Source organism: Blastococcus sp. MG754426, from assembly GCF_021699055.1.
In the GTDB taxonomy this organism is placed as follows: domain Bacteria; phylum Actinomycetota; class Actinomycetes; order Mycobacteriales; family Geodermatophilaceae; genus Blastococcus.
The window spans coordinates 1-13,957 of record NZ_SSXC01000045.1; the positions used below are offsets into that span (position 1 = coordinate 1).

Consider the following 13,957-nt stretch of genomic DNA (forward strand, 5'->3'; position numbering starts at 1 on the left):
CGCCGATGGTACTGCCCTGGAGACGGGGTGGGAGAGTAGGACGCCGCCGGACAACCATTCACGAAGGGCCCCAGCCACCAGGCTGGGGCCCTTCGTCGTTCGCACGACCGGGAACCGCGGCCGGCTTGCCGGCGTCGTCGCTCGTGATGGCCCGACGAGCGGCCGGGCAGGCGACTCCCCGGGGTCCCAGCCCCCCGCCCGGGGGCTTCGCGTCGTCGACCACTCGTCCCGTCGTCCGCGGTGGCCACTGGGCCGCTGTTCCGACACGTGACGGAACAGCGGCCAGGGGGCACGCGGCAGCGCCCGGGCCAGGAGAGGTCGGCGACGGCCACCGCGAGGAGCAGTGGCATGCCCGCGACCGGCCATCGACCCAGCGGGCCCGGGGCTCGGGCGCCGTCACGAGGACGGCGAGGTCACCGGCGGACCAGCACCGGATCCCATCCCGCCCGTGGTCTGCTGCACCCCGGCCAGCAGGGGGAGCGCGCTCCCGCAGCCGATCGCCTGGGCGACCCTCCACCGGTGGGCGTTCCGGGACGCGCCAGGCCGCGCACGGCGGGCCGGGTAGGTGGGCGACGAAGTGCCGGCGTCAGAGCGCGGCGGCGAGCGCCTCCAGGTCCTCGACCGTGGCGTCCAGGTGCGGGGAGATCCGCAGCACCGGTCCGGTCATCTCGCCGGGGGCGCGCTCCGGCCCGAACGCGCTGACCACGATGCCGTGCTCGGTCAGCAGCCGGGCGCGGGTGGCGACGACGTCGACACCGTCGGGCGGGTGCAGCGTGGTGGTGGCCGTCGGCTCGTCGGTGGGTTCCACGACCTGCCAGCCGGACACGCCGCCCAGGAGCTCGCGGGTGGCCCGGCCGAGCCCGGCCAGCCGCGTGCGCACGTGGTCGGGCCCGGCGGCCAGGTGCTCGCCGACGGCGACGACGAGCCCGATCCGGCCGGCCACGTGCGCCTCCCCCGACTCGAAGGCGCGCATCGGCGGCACGCCCTCCGGCTCGGGGAGCACCGGCACCAGCTGCGCGGCGACCTGCGGGCGGGCCATCAGCACCCCGACGCCGCGCGGCCCGGCGAGCCACTTGCGCGAGGTGCCGTAGACGACGTCGGCGCCCAGGTCGACGTCGACGTGCCCCAGGGACTGCGCGGCGTCCAGGACCAGCGGGACCCCGGCCGCGCGGCACAGCGCCGCGACCTCCCGCGCCGGCTGCACGAGCCCCCGGTGGCTGGCGACGTGCGTCAGGTGCACCACCCGTGGCGGATCGGTGGCCAGCAGCCGCTCCACGCGGTCGAGGTCGGCCCGCCCCAGGCCGTCGACCGGCAGCGGCTCGGGCCGCAGCCCCGCAGCGCGCAGCTGCGCGACGTTCGGGGCGAACTCCCCGGGCAGGCAGGCCACCCGCGAGCCGGCCGGCAGCCGCCAGCCGCTCAGCAGGGCGACCAGCGCGGCCTGGGCGGACTCCACGAAGGCGACGTCGGCAGCGGCCATGCCGGCCAGCCCGCCGAGGACCGAGCGCCCCTGCTGCAGCAGGTCGTCGGCGGTCGCCTCGGCGACGTACCCGCCCAGCTCCGCCTCGTGCCGGGCGTGGTGCGCCGTCGCCTCCAGCACGCGGTGGCTCTGCCGGCTGCACGCGGCGCTGTCCAGGTGCCGGCCCGCGGGTCGCGGCCGGGCCTTCCGCCAGTGGGCGCCCAGCTCCTCGCCGGGGGGCGTCACGCGTCCGGCCCGGTGCAGGGGTCCGCCGGGAGCTCGCGGGTGGTCGGGGGCACGGGGTCCTTCTTCAGCTCTCGATCTGGCCCCGGGCCACGGAGACCCCCGAGTGCGTCGGGTCGCCGTCCAGGGGCTCGACCGAGACGTCGACGATCGGGTACGCCGCCAGGTCCAGCCCGGCCGGCAGCTCGAAGGTCTGGGTCCCCGGACGCAGGACCCCCAGCGGCACCATGTCGACGACGCCCGGCTCGATCAGCCAGATCTCGTAGTACGCGTCCTCGACCGGGGGCGCGTCGAGGTCGACCTCGAGGGCGCGCGAGCCGTCCGGGCGGACGACGACCTCCGCCCGGCCCGAGGCCGGCTCGCCGTCGAGCGGCTCGAGGGCCACGGTGGTGAGCGGTTCGAGCGAGTCCTCGCCCTGCAGCAGCGCCACGGCACCGGCACCCACGACGGCACCGGTGATCGCGGCGGCCGCCACCAGCACCACCGTGCGGCGGCTGCGGCGCAGCGGCAGCACCTGGCCGCCGGCCGCGGCCGGGGCGGTCACCGCCGGAGCGGCGGGTTCGGCGTCGGACGCGGTGCCACCCGGCGTCGCCTGCACCCCGGTGGCCGCCGCGATGCCGGCCCACACCGAGGCGGGCGGCGCCACGGGCGGCCCCGGCTCGGCGAACTCGGGGACGGCGACGGCGTCGACGGCCCGCTGGAGCGCCGCGACCTCGGCCCGGCACTCGGCGCACGAGCCGAGGTGGGCGGCGTCGTCGGCCGGGAGCGGCTCGCGCAGCGCCGCCAGGGCGAGCTGCTCAGGCTGGCAGTGCGGCACCGTCCACCTCCAATCGGGTCCTCAGGCGTTCGAGCGTGCGGCGGATGTGGGATTTCACCGTGCCCAGCGGGATCCCGGTGCGCTCCGCGATCTGGGCGTGGGTGAGATCGGCGAAGAACGCGAGCTCGATGATCCCGCGCTGGGGCTGGCCGAGGCGCTCGAGCTCGTCCAGCACGAGCATCCGGTCGGTCACAACGCTGTCGACCGGGGGCGTCGTCCCACCGGCCGGTGTGGCCTGCGCCTCGGAGACGGCGGCCTCGGCCTCGCGGCGCTGCCGGTCCCGCCGGGCCCAGGTGTCGGCGATCTTGTGGCGGCAGACGCCGACCAGCCAGGCCGGCAGCGGACCCTGCTCGGGGTTGTACCGGGCGCGGCCGGTCCAGGCGGAGATGAAGGTCTGCTGGGTGACGTCCTCGGCGTCGGGGCCGGGGCCGAAGGCGCGCACCGCCATGCCGTGCAGCTGCCCCGCCCACCGCGCGTAGGCGAGGGCGAGCGCCTGCTCGTCACCGGCGGCGAACCGGCGGCCCACCTCGGCGTCGTCCGGCTCCGCGGAGCCGTGCGGCACCGGAACGGGGTCGGGGTTCACGGTGCCGACGCTACCCAGCCGCGCAGCCCGGTCCAGCACCCCGGTCACGGCGTGGTGCCTCCAACGGGCTCGGCGACCACGACGACGTTGTCGCGGTAGCTGCGGAACTCGGGCAGGAACGGGCCGCCGCAGGTGATGACGACCAGCCGGGGCGGCCCGTCCCGGCGGAAGATCTCGTCGAGCGGGAGGACGTCCTTCTCGACCACCTCGCGGGAGACCACGCGCCAGCGGGTGGTCCCGCCGGCGGCGTCGGTGACGGCGATCTCCTCACCCGGCTCGGCCGTCCGGAGGGGGAACAAGGCTCCGGGGCCCTGCTCGCGGTCGTCCACGTGGCCGGCGATCACGGAGTTCCCGGCCGCGCCGGGTTCCGGGCCGAAGCGGTACCAGCCGACGCGGTCGACGTCCTCGGGCAGCGCCATCTGGCCGTCGCCGGCGATGCCCATGGGGTCCACCGGCGCCGTCACGCCGAGCCCGGGGACCTCCAGCCGCGCGGGCGGGGCGATCTCGGGAGCCACCGTGGGGGCGGCGTCCCGGACGCTCACCTCCGGCAGCGTGGACGCCGGGGGCGCGGTGGTGGGGTCGGCGGGGCGCTCCAGCACCTGGTCGACCGGCGGACCCGCCGCCGCGTCCGGCCGGGACAGGGCCCACGCGGTCGGCGCACCGACGGCGAGGGCCAGCCCCAGCACGACGCTGGCGGCGGCGGGTCGCACGGTCATCTCCTCGGGATGCCCGGGGTCAGCGCGAGGAACGAGCCAGCCGGAACGCACCGGCGGCGGCGAGGGCGACACCGGCGACGGCGGCGGCACCCACCGGCAGCGGCAGGCCGGAGTCGTCGGCCAGGCCGGCGCTCCCACCCGGGACGCCGGACGGCGCCGAGTGCTGACCGGAGATGCTCTGGACGGCCAGCTCGTAGCCGGCGTCCTCGGAGCCCCACGCGTAGACGATCGTCGTGGCGCCCTCGGCCAGGTCCAGGTCGGCCGGGCCGATGGCGACGGTGTCGGTGCCCGCGAGGACGACGTCGGCGTTGACCGTGCCGGCCGGGACGGTGAGCGACTCCTCGTTCGGGTTGCTCAGCCCGTCGACGACCACCTGGCCACCGGCCCGGACGTCCACGGCGGGCGCGGCCGCCACGTGGCGCACGGTGACGCGCGCCTGGCCGGCGGGGATGTCACCGACCTCGTTGACGAACGGGGTGAGCGCGGGCTCGCCGGCCTCCGTCAGGTGGGCCACCACGGTGGCGTTGGCCCCGGCCGGGACGCTGACGCCGTCGGCCGACAGCAGCGGGTCGCCCGAGCCGTCCGGCGCGTCGGCCGGGAACAGCGCCAGGTCGTAGGAGCCCGCGGGCAGCTCCAGCGGGTCGGTCAGGGTGCCCGGCTGGAAGTCGTCGATCAGCCGCTCGCCGTTGGCGTAGACGTCGACGGGCAGCTCCGGCACCCCGTGCAGGACGGACACCGTGGCGGTGTGGTTGTCGGCCAGGGCCGGGGTGGCGACCAGGACGAGGCCACCGGCGACGCCGAGGGCGCCGGCGGTGCGACCGAGGGTACGAACCGTGCTCATGGTGTTTCCTCTCGTCGAAGGGGTCGTGCTGACAGGTCTTCGCCCCCCTGCGCGGATCCGGATGCACATCCGCCCGGGTGGATGTCGCGGGATCGTCTGCCGGGGCTGCTGCCCGGCGACGAGGGCGGGAAGATGGCCCGGTGCCGGACCGGGATCGCGACGAGGAGGGGCGTGCCCGCAACGCCCGCCCGCGGGACGCCCTCGGGCGGCCCCTGCCGCGGGGAGCCGTGGGCGAGGAGCGTGCCCCCGAGGGGGTCGTCCGGGCCCCGGCGGTGGCGCTCGCCGAGGCGCAGCGCCTCCTGGACGCCGGCCGGCCGTTCCACGCCCACGAGGTGCTGGAGGACGCGTGGAAGAGCGCCCCGGCGGAGGAGCGCGAGCTCTGGCGGGGACTGGCCCAGCTCGCCGTCGGCCTGACCCACGCCGCCCGGGGCAACGGCCGGGGCGCGACCACGCTGCTGGAGCGGGGCGCGGGCAGCATCGCCGGCTACGCGGCCGCACCGCCCCACGGGGTCGACGTCGACGGGCTGGTGGCGTGGGCCAGGGGCCTGGCCGCGGCCCCGGGCACGGGTGGTGACCCGGCCGCTGCCGCCCCCCGGCTGACCGGTTCGGCTGCGGGCGACCCGGGCACACCGCGAGGATGACGACGGACGGAGCACGGCACGACGGCCTCCGGGCCGCGGCGGTCCTCGCCGCCGCGGTCGCGCAGGTCGTGGGCAGCCCGCTCGGCAGCGCGCTCGCCGGGCGCGGCGTCGGCGCGGTCAGCGACGAGACCGGCTCGCTGATCACCCCGGCCGGGTACGCCTTCAGCATCTGGGGCGTCATCTTCGCCGGGTCCCTGGCCTGGGCGGTCTACCAGGCGCTGCCGGCCCAGCGCGGCCGCACCCTCCACCGCCGGACCGGCTGGCCGCTGGCCGCGGCCTTCGCCGGGAACGCGGCCTGGGAGATCGCCTTCCCCCTGGTCGGCGTCTCGGTTCCGCTGGTCCCGCTCGTGCTGCTGCTCTGCATCGTCGCGGCCACCGCGGTCGCGTGGGCACGGCTGCAGGACCTCCCGGTCGAGGGGCTCGGGAGGGTGCTGCCGGCCGCGGTCACCGGCCTGCTGCTCGGCTGGGTGACCGTCGCGGCCGCGGTGAACGCCGGCCAGGCCGGTGTCGCGCTCGGTGCACCGGCGTCGGGCACCACCGCCCAGGTCTGGGCCGTGGTGGTGCTCGCGGTCGTCGCCCTGATCGCGTCGGCGCTGGTGCTGGCCGCGCGCGACGCCGCCGGTCCGTTCGCCCTGGCCGTCGTGTGGGGGCTGGTGGCCGTCGCGGTCGCCGGACCGCCGGCCCCGGTCGTGGTCGCCGCCCTCGCCGCCGCCTCCGCCGTGGCGGTCACGCTCGTGGTGCGCACCGTCGTCCACCGGGACCCCGTCAGCCTGCTCGTCGGCTGACCCCCGTCAGCGGCCGCGGACGCGGGCGTAGCGGTCCAGCGCCACCTGCCGCTCGTGCGCGTGGTCGACGACCGGCTCCGGGTAGCCGGCGGGGACGCCGCCCGGCGCCGTCCACGGCTCGTGCACGTACCGGGGATCGACGTCCCGCAGTTCCGGCACCCAGCGCTTCACGTAGGCGCCGTCGGGGTCGAACTTCTTCCCCTGCGTGACCGGGTTGAAGACCCGGTAGTAGGGCGAGGCGTCGGTGCCGGTGCCCGCCACCCACTGCCAGCCGTGGTTGTTGCTGGCGAGGTCGCCGTCGACCAGGTGCCGCATGAACCACCGCGCGCCGAGGGTCCACTCCTGGTGGAGGTCCTTCACCAGGAACGAGGCGACGATCATCCGCACCCGGTTGTGCACGTAGGCCTCGCCCAGCAGCTGGCGCATGCCGGCGTCGACGATCGGGAAGCCGGTGCGCCCCGTCTCCCAGGCGCGCACCAGCTCCTGCGCGTGCGGGCCGTCGTCGTAGCCCATCGCCCGCAGCTCCGGCTTCAGGTACTCGCGCGCCGACTCCGGCCGGTGCCACAGGACGTCGGCGTAGAAGTCCCGCCAGGCCAGCTCGTCGGTGTACCGGCGCACCGGCTCCGTCTGCCCGGCCGCCGCGAGGTCGGCCAGCAGCGTCCGGGGGTGGATGCAGCCGTACTTCAGGTAGGCCGACATCCGGCTGGTCCCGTCACCGGCCGGGGTGTTGCGCCCGTCGGCGTAGCCGGGCAGCCGCTCGTCGCGGAACCGCGCCCAGGCGGCCAGCGCGGCGGCCTCCCCGGCCGGCGGGAGCGTCACACCGTCGAGCTCGGGTGCCGGGGGGCGGTCGTCGGAGCGGACGCCGGTGCGCCAGCGGACGTCGCCGGGCGACGACGCCGGTGCCCGCCAGCCGTGCTCCCGCCAGGCCCGGGCGAAGGGCGAGAACACCTGGAACGGCGTCCCGTCGCGCTTGGTGACCCGCCCGGGCGTCACCGCGTACGGCGAGCCGGTGCGCACCAGCGGGACCTCGCCCAGCGCCCGCTCCACCGCGTCGTCGCGGCGGCGGCCGTACGGCCCGGCGTCCGCGCTGACGTGCACCGACGTGGCGCCCACCTCGCCGGCCAGCGCGGGCAGCACCCGGGCCGGGTCGCCGCGGCGCAGGACGAGCGCGCCCCCGAGGTCGTCCTCCAGGGCGGTCAGGCAGTCGAGGAGGAATCGGCGGCGGGGCCCGCCGGAGGGCCCCCACAGCCGCTCGTCGAACACGAACACCGGGACGACGTCGCCGTCCGGACCCGCCGCGTCGCGCGCGGCCAGCAGGGCGGGGTGGTCGCCCAGGCGCAGGTCGCGGCGGAACCAGAGCAGTGCGGTGGGCACCCGGCCGAGCGTAGGAGCGACGCGGCGGGGGCGCCCGGCGGCCGGTTCAGGCGGGGCGGTCCAGGCCGTCCAGCCCGAGCACGCGCCACAGCCCCGTCCGGCGGAGGAGCCCCATCGTGCGCCGGTTGGCCCCGCGGACGACGACGCTGCCCCCGCGGGCCCGGCACGCCCGGTGCGCGGTGAGGAGGCTGGCCGCCGCCGGGCTGGACAGGTGCTCCACGTCGCGGACGTCGACGACCACCCGCCGGGCACCGGTGATGAGGGCGTCGTGCAGGGCCCACCGGATGTCGGCGACCCCGTCGGCCAGCATCTCCTCGGTCAGCCGCAGCACGACCTCGCCGGAGTCGTGCCGGGAGGAGCCGGTGGTACCGGGATCGCGCTGGGCGCGGTCGGCAGCGTGCACGGTGGTCTCCTCCGCGGTCGGGATCCGCTCTCACTGCAGCCTGGCGGGCGCAGTTTGCGATCTCCCCGGTCACGACATTGCGATCCGATGACGGTGCCCGCCCTGCCCGGGGGCGCGGGAGCGCGGTGGGAGCATGACCGCGTGTCGTTGCGGATCATGATCGTGGAGGACGACGACTCCATCCGGACCGCGCTGCGGTGGGCGCTGGAGGACGAGGGGTACGACGTCGCCGAGGCCGCCTCGGGCGAGGACGCCGTCCGCATGGTGGGCATCGCCGCGCCGGACATGATGATCGTCGACCTGATGCTCGGGGCGGTGGACGGTCTCACCGTGATCCGCGAGGTGCGCCGCGACCACGACCTGCCCGTCGTCGTCGTCAGCGCCCGCGCCGACACGCAGGACATCGTCGAGGCGCTGGAGGCCGGCGCCGACGACTACGTGACCAAGCCGTTCCAGGTCAAGGAGATCACCGCGCGGCTGAAGGCGCTGCGCCGGCGGACCGCCGCGGTGCCGGCGGGGGCCCCGGCCGTCGCGACCCGGCCGGGCGTGGTGCTCGACCACGACCCCGAGGCGCCGCTCGTGCTGCGGGAGGCCAGCGGGACGGTCTACCGCGGCGACCGGCAGCTCCCCCTCACGCTGACCGAGTTCCGGGTGCTCTGCGAGCTGGCCGCGGCGCCGGGGCGGGTCTTCAGCCGGCAGGCGCTGCTCGAGCGCGTGTGGGACCACGGGTTCTTCGGCGACGAGCGGATCGTCGACGTCCACGTGCGGCGGTTGCGCACCAAGGTCGAGCGGGACCCCGGGAACCCGCGGCTCGTGGTGACCGTCCGGGGGCTGGGCTACCGCCTGGACCCGCAGTGAGACCGGTCCCCGGGCGGCGGGGGCTGCGGGGCCGGATCGTCGTGGGCTTCGCCGCCAGCACCCTGCTGGTCTCGGCGGTGCTGGTGACCACCACCTGGCTGCTGGCCCGCAGCTTCCTGGTGGAGCAGCGCGAGCAGGCGCTCACCCAGCAGGCGTTCGCCGATGCCGAGGTGCTGCGCACCCGGCTGGCCGCCGCCGGGGTCGACGTCGGGGCGGTGCTGGGCGAGCTCGTCCCCTTCGGCGACGCCGAGGTCGTCGTGCGGAGCGGGGACGACTGGTACTCCTCGAGCCTGGAGGTGGGGCGGCGCGACGTCCCCGCGGGGCTGCGCCAGGTGGTGGCCGACGGCGCGGCCGGCGCGCAGCGGGTCGACACCGCGGACGGCCCGCGGCTGGTCGTCGCCGTCCCCGTGGTGAGCGCGGGCGTCGAGGTGTACGAGATCGCGCCGCTGGACGACCTCGCGGCGCTGCTGGGCACGCTCGGGGTGGTGCTGGGCGCGGGCGCCGGCGTCGCCACCCTGGCGGGGGCCGGGTTCGGCGCGTGGGCCAGCCGGCGCGCCGTCTCCCCGCTGGAGCAGGTCGCCGGCGCGGCCACCCGCATCGCCGGCGGTGAGCTCTCCACCCGCCTCCCACCGACCGACGACCCCGACCTGGTGGGCATCGTGGCGGCCTTCAACAGCATGGTCGACGCCCTCGCCGCCCGGATCTCGCGGGACGCCCGGTTCGTCGGCGACGTCAGCCACGAGCTGCGCAGCCCGCTCACCAGCCTCACCACGAGCGTCGAGGTGCTGGCCACCCGGCGGGAGGAGCTGCCGCCGCGGGCCCAGCAGGCCCTCGCCCTGGTCGAGGGCCAGGTGACGCGCTTGCGGGTCACCCTCGACGACCTGCTGGAGCTGGCCTGGATGGACGGGGCCGACCACGGGCACGACGTCGTCCCCGTGCCGATGGCCGCCCTCGTGCGGGAGGTGCTGGAGGGGACCGGCCGGCCGGTCGACCTGCTGGAGGCCGGTCCCGGCGAGGGGAGCACGGTGCTGGGGGACAAGTCACGGCTGGAGCGGGCCGTGCGCAACCTCCTGGACAACGCCGACCGCTACGGCGGCGGGCCCGAGCGGGTGGCGGTCCGGCGCTGCGAGGGCTCCGTGGAGGTCACGGTGGACGACGCCGGGCCGGGGGTCGCCCCGCTGGACCGCGAGCGGATCTTCGAGCGCTTCGCCCGGGCCCCGGGTTCGGCCCGTCGCTCGCTGCCCGGCGCCGGCCTGGGGTTGGCGATCGTGGCGGAGACCGCCGCCCAGCACGGGGGTGCGGCGTGGTGCGAGGCGAGCCCGTGCGGCGGGGCGCGCTTCGTCCTCTCCCTGCCGGCGGCGCGGTCGTGACCCGCCTGCGCCGGCTGGGCGCCGGCGGCGTGCTGGGGGCCGTCGTCGCCGGGGTGGTGTCCTGCGGGGTGCCCACCGGATCGGGACCGACGACGATCGCGCCGTCCGACGTCCCGTACGGGCTCGCCGCGCCGACGCCGGCTCCCTCGGCGGCGCCGTCGGCGGTACCCGGTGAGGTTGGCTGGGCCTACCTGATCGGCCCCGACGAGGCGCTCGTCCCCCGGGCCCGGGACAGCGGGAGCGGGTCGGCCGAGGAGCGGCTGGCCGACCTGCTGAGCGCCCTGGCCGCGGGGCCGACCGGGGACGAGCGGGCCGAGGGGCTGTCCACGGCGCTCCCGTCCGGGACGACGCTGGAGGTGTCCGGCATCGACGGCGGCACGGCAACGATCGATCTCGCGGGCGCCTCCCCGCTGTCCTCCGGCCGGCGGGCGGTCGCCCAGATCGTGCTCACCGCGGCGAGCCTGCCGGGGATCGACGCCGTCCTGCTCACCAGCGACGGCCAGCCGGTGGAGGCGCCGCTGCCCTCCGGGGCGCTCACCGACGAGCCGCTGCTCCCGGCCGACTACGCCGCCTTCCTCAACCCGCCCCCGGTGTCCCCGGCGGCCACCACGCCGGCCCCGACCGCCGGGGTGGCGGCCCCGTTCGCCGCCGACACCCGGCCCGACACGGCCGCGGCGTCCCCCGGGGCCGCGGTGACGGTGACCGACGTCCGCGCCGGCCGCCAGGCGGGGTTCGACCGGGTGGTGCTCGAGGTGGCCGGTGCGGGGCTGCCCGGGTGGGCCGCCCGTTACGTCCCCGACCCCCTGTCGGCGGGCAGCGGGCTGCCGGTGGACGTCGCCGGGGACGCCGTCCTGCAGCTCGTCCTCACCGGCGTGGGCCTGCCCGGGGACACCGGCGTCGCGCCCTACGCCGGACCGGACCCGGTCGTCCTGGACGGCCCCGCCGTCCGGGAGGTCGTGATCGACTCGGTCTTCGAGGGGCAGCTGGTGGCCTTCCTCGGGACCGCGGGCGAGCGCCCGTTCCGCGTCTACCGGCTGCAGAGCCCGAACCGGGTGGTGATCGAGGTGCTGCACCAGGGGTGACGCGCGAGGGCCTGCGCTGCGGATCGGCTCCGGGGCGCAGGCCCGGGCAGGGCGCGACCGGTCACCAGCGGTGGGCGACGTCGATCACCAGGCGGACCGCGTCGTCCCCGGGGGCACCGACCAGGGTGAAGGTGCGGAAGGGCAGCCGGGCGCGGGTGCCGACGCCGAGGGTGGTGCGGCCCTCGTACGAACCGGCCCAGGCGACCTGCTCGAGCGTGCGGAAGCCGTCGACGTCCACGACCTCGCCGCGGCTGGGCGGCAGGTAGGTGGCCCGGCCGTGCCGATCGTGGGCGGGGGAGTGGACGACGACCTCCAGCGCGGCCCCGCCGGCCAGCGGGACGACGTCGCCCGTGCCCTCCTGCTGCACCGCACCGACGTAGCGCACCGAGTAGCCGGTGGGCGTCGCGGGACCGTGCAGGTCGACGACCAGGCGGTCGAAGCAGGCGTGCCGGCCGGCGCGGACGTCGGTCACGGTCAGGCCGGCGGCGGTCGCCGCGCCGGCCTCCGGCAGCGAGCCCCACACCAGCCCGCAGTACGGCGTGCGCGCCGCGGCCGAGGCGGGGCCGAGCAGGCCGAGCAGCAGCGCGACCACGCCGCCGACGACCGCCAGGGGAACGGGTCCGATCCTCGTCACGATGGCCTCCATCCACCGGGCCCGCGCCCCTGCGGAGCGGGCCTCCGACCGGAGGTGTACTCCCGTCCGGGGGCCGCGCAGGCGGCCGCAACAGGGTCTCCACCGGGTCGTCGCGGGCGTCATGCGGTCGTCGCAGCTCCGCAAGACCCCCGCCGCCGGACCGCCGTCGCCGGGTCAACCGATCGGGGGCCGCGCCGGGGCCGCATCCGGTGGATCATGGTCGGGTGCCCGAGTTGCCCGAGGTGGAGGCGTTGGCGGCGTTCCTGCGCGAGAACGCCGTCGGCCACGTGCTGGCGCGCGCCGACCTCGCCGCCGTCCAGGCGATCAAGACCTTCGACCCGCCGCTGTCCGCGCTCGCCGGCCTGGAGATCACCGGGGCCGCCCGGCACGGCAAGTTCCTCGACCTCGACGTCGCGGGGCTGCACCTCGTCGTCCACCTCGCGCGGGCGGGCTGGCTGCACTGGCGGGAGAACCTGCCCACCGCGCCGCCGAAGCCCGGCAAGGGCCCGCTGGCGCTGCGCGTGCACCTCGACGACGGCAACGGGTTCGACCTCACCGAGCAGGGGACGCGCAAGGGGCTGGCCGTCCACGTCGTCCGGTCGCCGGCGGAGGTGCCGGGGATCGCGCGCCTCGGGCCGGACGCCCTCGAGGTGGACCGGGAGACCTTCGCCCGGCTGATGGCCGGCCGGTCGGGGCAGCTCAAGGGCGCGCTCACCGACCAGACCCTGGTGGCCGGCATCGGCAACGCCTACTCCGACGAGATCCTGCACGCCGCGCGGCTGTCACCGTTCAAGATGGCCGACAAGCTGACCGACGACGAACTGGTCCGTCTCTTCGATGCGGTGCGCGAGACCCTCACCGGGGCGCTGGGCCGCCAGGTGGGCCAGCGGGCCGCCACGATGAAGGGGGAGAAGCGCTCGGGCCTGCAGGTGCACGCCCGCACCGGCCTGCCGTGCCCGGTCTGCGGCGACACCGTCCGCGAGGTCAGCTTCGCCGACACCTCGCTCCAGTACTGCCCGACCTGCCAGACCGGGGGCAGGCCGCTGGCCGACCGGCGGATGTCGAAGCTGCTGCGCTGACCGCGGCCTGCGGCCACGATCACCGAACCTGATCGTGGCGCGTCCTCCCTCGTGGTGCGCGGTGAGGGAGGACGCCGTGCGGTGGGGGAGGACGGCGGCTGGGGCGGGGCGTCGTCCTACGCGAGGATCTCCCGGGTCACCGCCGACTGCTCCGTCAGCACCCCGCCGATGACCTGCTGGGTCTCGTTGATGCTCTCGACCGTGGTGCTGATGGCGGCCAGCGCCGACACGACCCGCTCCATCTGCTGCTGGATCGCGGTCACCTTCGCGTCGACGTCGGTCGTCGCCCGCGCCGTCTCCAGCGCGAGCTCCTTGACCTCGTTGGCGACGACGGCGAACCCGCGGCCGGCCTCCCCGGCCCGGGCCGCCTCGATGGTGGCGTTCAGCGCGAGCAGGTTGGTCTGGTCGGCGATCCCGCGGATCACCTTGACCACCTTGCCGATGTCCTGGCTCGACTCGCCCAGACCGGCGACCTCGTGGTTGGCCTCGGCGGCCAGCCGCTGCCCGTCGGTGGCCACCGACGTCGCCGACAGCACGTTCCGCTCGACCTCGGTGATCGACTCGATCAGCTGTTCGCCGGCCAGCGACAGCCGCTCGGAGGCGGCGAAGCGCTCCAGTGCCTGGCCGAGCAGGAACGCGGCGCTGCGCAGCGCCGCGGCGCGTCCCGGGGCGAGGACGAGGGTGCGGGTCGCGAAGAAGTCCATGGTCCCGACGACCTCGCCGGAGACCAGGATGGGCAGGCAGACGCCGGACCTCACGCCCGCGCGCCGGGCGGCCGGGGCGCGCACGCAGTCGGTCATCTCGGCGAGGTCCTCGACGAAGAACAGGTCGCGGGTCTTCCAGGCCCGGCCGGACAGGCCGACGCCCTCGGTGAACGACGCCCGGAGGGTGACCTCCCGGAACTCCTGCCCCGCGCTGCCGGACTCCAGGACGAAGTGCAGCGCGCGGTCGGCGGGGTCGATCGCCCAGTAGGAGCCGTAGTCCCACCCGAAGCCGTCGCGGATGGTCTCCAGGGCCCGCGTCATCGCCTGCTCGCGGGTGCTCGCCCGGGCTGACCTCGCGCAGCAGGTCGGTG

General features: G+C 76.9%; 15 protein-coding genes. 6 read left to right on the plus strand and 9 right to left on the minus strand.

Annotated elements, in window-relative coordinates:
- Positions 1-586 precede the first annotated feature (586 nt).
- From egtE to E9549_RS14635, 5 genes are all read right to left on the minus strand, one after another.
- Positions 587-1,702: an ergothioneine biosynthesis PLP-dependent enzyme EgtE gene (egtE, locus tag E9549_RS14615; protein ID WP_236827275.1), complete on the minus strand. Its 1,116-nt coding sequence runs from the start codon at positions 1,700-1,702 to the stop codon at positions 587-589.
- 64 nt (positions 1,703-1,766) lie between these two features.
- The gene (locus E9549_RS14620; protein ID WP_236827276.1) at positions 1,767-2,516 is read right to left on the minus strand and encodes an anti-sigma factor; all 750 of its coding nucleotides are present in this window, start codon (positions 2,514-2,516) and stop codon (positions 1,767-1,769) included.
- Entirely contained in the window at positions 2,497-3,099 is a 603-nt protein-coding gene (locus tag E9549_RS14625) for an RNA polymerase sigma factor (RefSeq protein WP_236827277.1), read from the minus strand. The genes E9549_RS14620 and E9549_RS14625 overlap by 20 nt, the downstream gene beginning before the upstream one ends.
- A 44-nt stretch (positions 3,100-3,143) precedes the next feature.
- Positions 3,144-3,815 carry a class F sortase gene (locus E9549_RS14630; protein WP_236827278.1) on the minus strand — a complete coding sequence of 224 codons (672 nt, stop codon included), beginning with the start codon at positions 3,813-3,815 and terminating at the stop codon, positions 3,144-3,146.
- Between the two features lie 19 nt (positions 3,816-3,834).
- Positions 3,835-4,656 (minus strand): DUF4397 domain-containing protein, encoded by an 822-nt coding sequence (locus tag E9549_RS14635; protein ID WP_236827279.1) that lies wholly within the window; start codon positions 4,654-4,656, stop codon positions 3,835-3,837.
- Positions 4,657-4,796: 140 nt separating this feature from the next.
- Here E9549_RS14635 and E9549_RS23445 point away from each other — a divergent pair, with 140 nt between their 5' ends.
- Complete coding sequence (locus tag E9549_RS23445; protein ID WP_236827280.1) at positions 4,797-5,297, plus strand: DUF309 domain-containing protein; 501 nt, start codon at positions 4,797-4,799, stop codon at positions 5,295-5,297.
- A complete protein-coding gene (locus E9549_RS14645) occupies positions 5,294-6,082 on the plus strand; it encodes a hypothetical protein (protein ID WP_236827281.1) in 789 nt (262 codons plus the stop codon). Before E9549_RS23445 ends, E9549_RS14645 begins: the two co-directional genes overlap by 4 nt.
- Before the next feature lie 6 nt (positions 6,083-6,088).
- Here E9549_RS14645 and E9549_RS14650 read toward each other — a convergent pair whose 3' ends face one another.
- A complete protein-coding gene (locus E9549_RS14650) occupies positions 6,089-7,456 on the minus strand; it encodes a deoxyribodipyrimidine photo-lyase (RefSeq protein WP_236827282.1) in 1,368 nt (455 codons plus the stop codon).
- A gap of 46 nt (positions 7,457-7,502) precedes the next feature.
- Positions 7,503-7,859, minus strand: coding sequence for an STAS domain-containing protein (locus E9549_RS14655; RefSeq protein WP_236827283.1), 357 nt, complete (start codon positions 7,857-7,859; stop codon positions 7,503-7,505).
- A gap of 141 nt (positions 7,860-8,000) precedes the next feature.
- On the opposite strand from E9549_RS14655, the gene E9549_RS14660 reads away from it, so the two are divergent.
- Genes E9549_RS14660 through E9549_RS14670 form a run of 3 tightly spaced genes read left to right on the plus strand, consistent with a single transcriptional unit; the run spans position 8,001 to position 11,169 of the window.
- On the plus strand, positions 8,001-8,717 hold the full coding sequence (locus E9549_RS14660) for a response regulator transcription factor (protein ID WP_236827284.1): 717 nt from the start codon (positions 8,001-8,003) through the stop codon (positions 8,715-8,717).
- Positions 8,714-10,087, plus strand: a complete 1,374-nt coding sequence (locus E9549_RS14665; RefSeq protein WP_236827285.1) for a cell wall metabolism sensor histidine kinase WalK — start codon at positions 8,714-8,716, stop codon at positions 10,085-10,087. The genes E9549_RS14660 and E9549_RS14665 overlap by 4 nt, the downstream gene beginning before the upstream one ends.
- Positions 10,084-11,169 carry a GerMN domain-containing protein gene (locus tag E9549_RS14670; RefSeq protein ID WP_236827286.1) on the plus strand — a complete coding sequence of 362 codons (1,086 nt, stop codon included), beginning with the start codon at positions 10,084-10,086 and terminating at the stop codon, positions 11,167-11,169. The genes E9549_RS14665 and E9549_RS14670 overlap by 4 nt, the downstream gene beginning before the upstream one ends.
- A gap of 61 nt (positions 11,170-11,230) precedes the next feature.
- Here the strand turns inward: E9549_RS14670 and E9549_RS14675 are convergent, their stop codons facing one another.
- Positions 11,231-11,803, minus strand: coding sequence for a hypothetical protein (locus E9549_RS14675; protein ID WP_236827287.1), 573 nt, complete (start codon positions 11,801-11,803; stop codon positions 11,231-11,233).
- Between the two features lie 224 nt (positions 11,804-12,027).
- On the opposite strand from E9549_RS14675, the gene E9549_RS14680 reads away from it, so the two are divergent.
- Positions 12,028-12,882 carry an Fpg/Nei family DNA glycosylase gene (locus E9549_RS14680; protein WP_236827288.1) on the plus strand — a complete coding sequence of 285 codons (855 nt, stop codon included), beginning with the start codon at positions 12,028-12,030 and terminating at the stop codon, positions 12,880-12,882.
- Between the two features lie 116 nt (positions 12,883-12,998).
- On the opposite strand, the gene E9549_RS24220 is transcribed toward E9549_RS14680, so the two are convergent.
- Positions 12,999-13,907, minus strand: coding sequence for a methyl-accepting chemotaxis protein (locus E9549_RS24220; RefSeq protein WP_308113139.1), 909 nt, complete (start codon positions 13,905-13,907; stop codon positions 12,999-13,001).
- Positions 13,908-13,957: the final 50 nt, after the last annotated feature.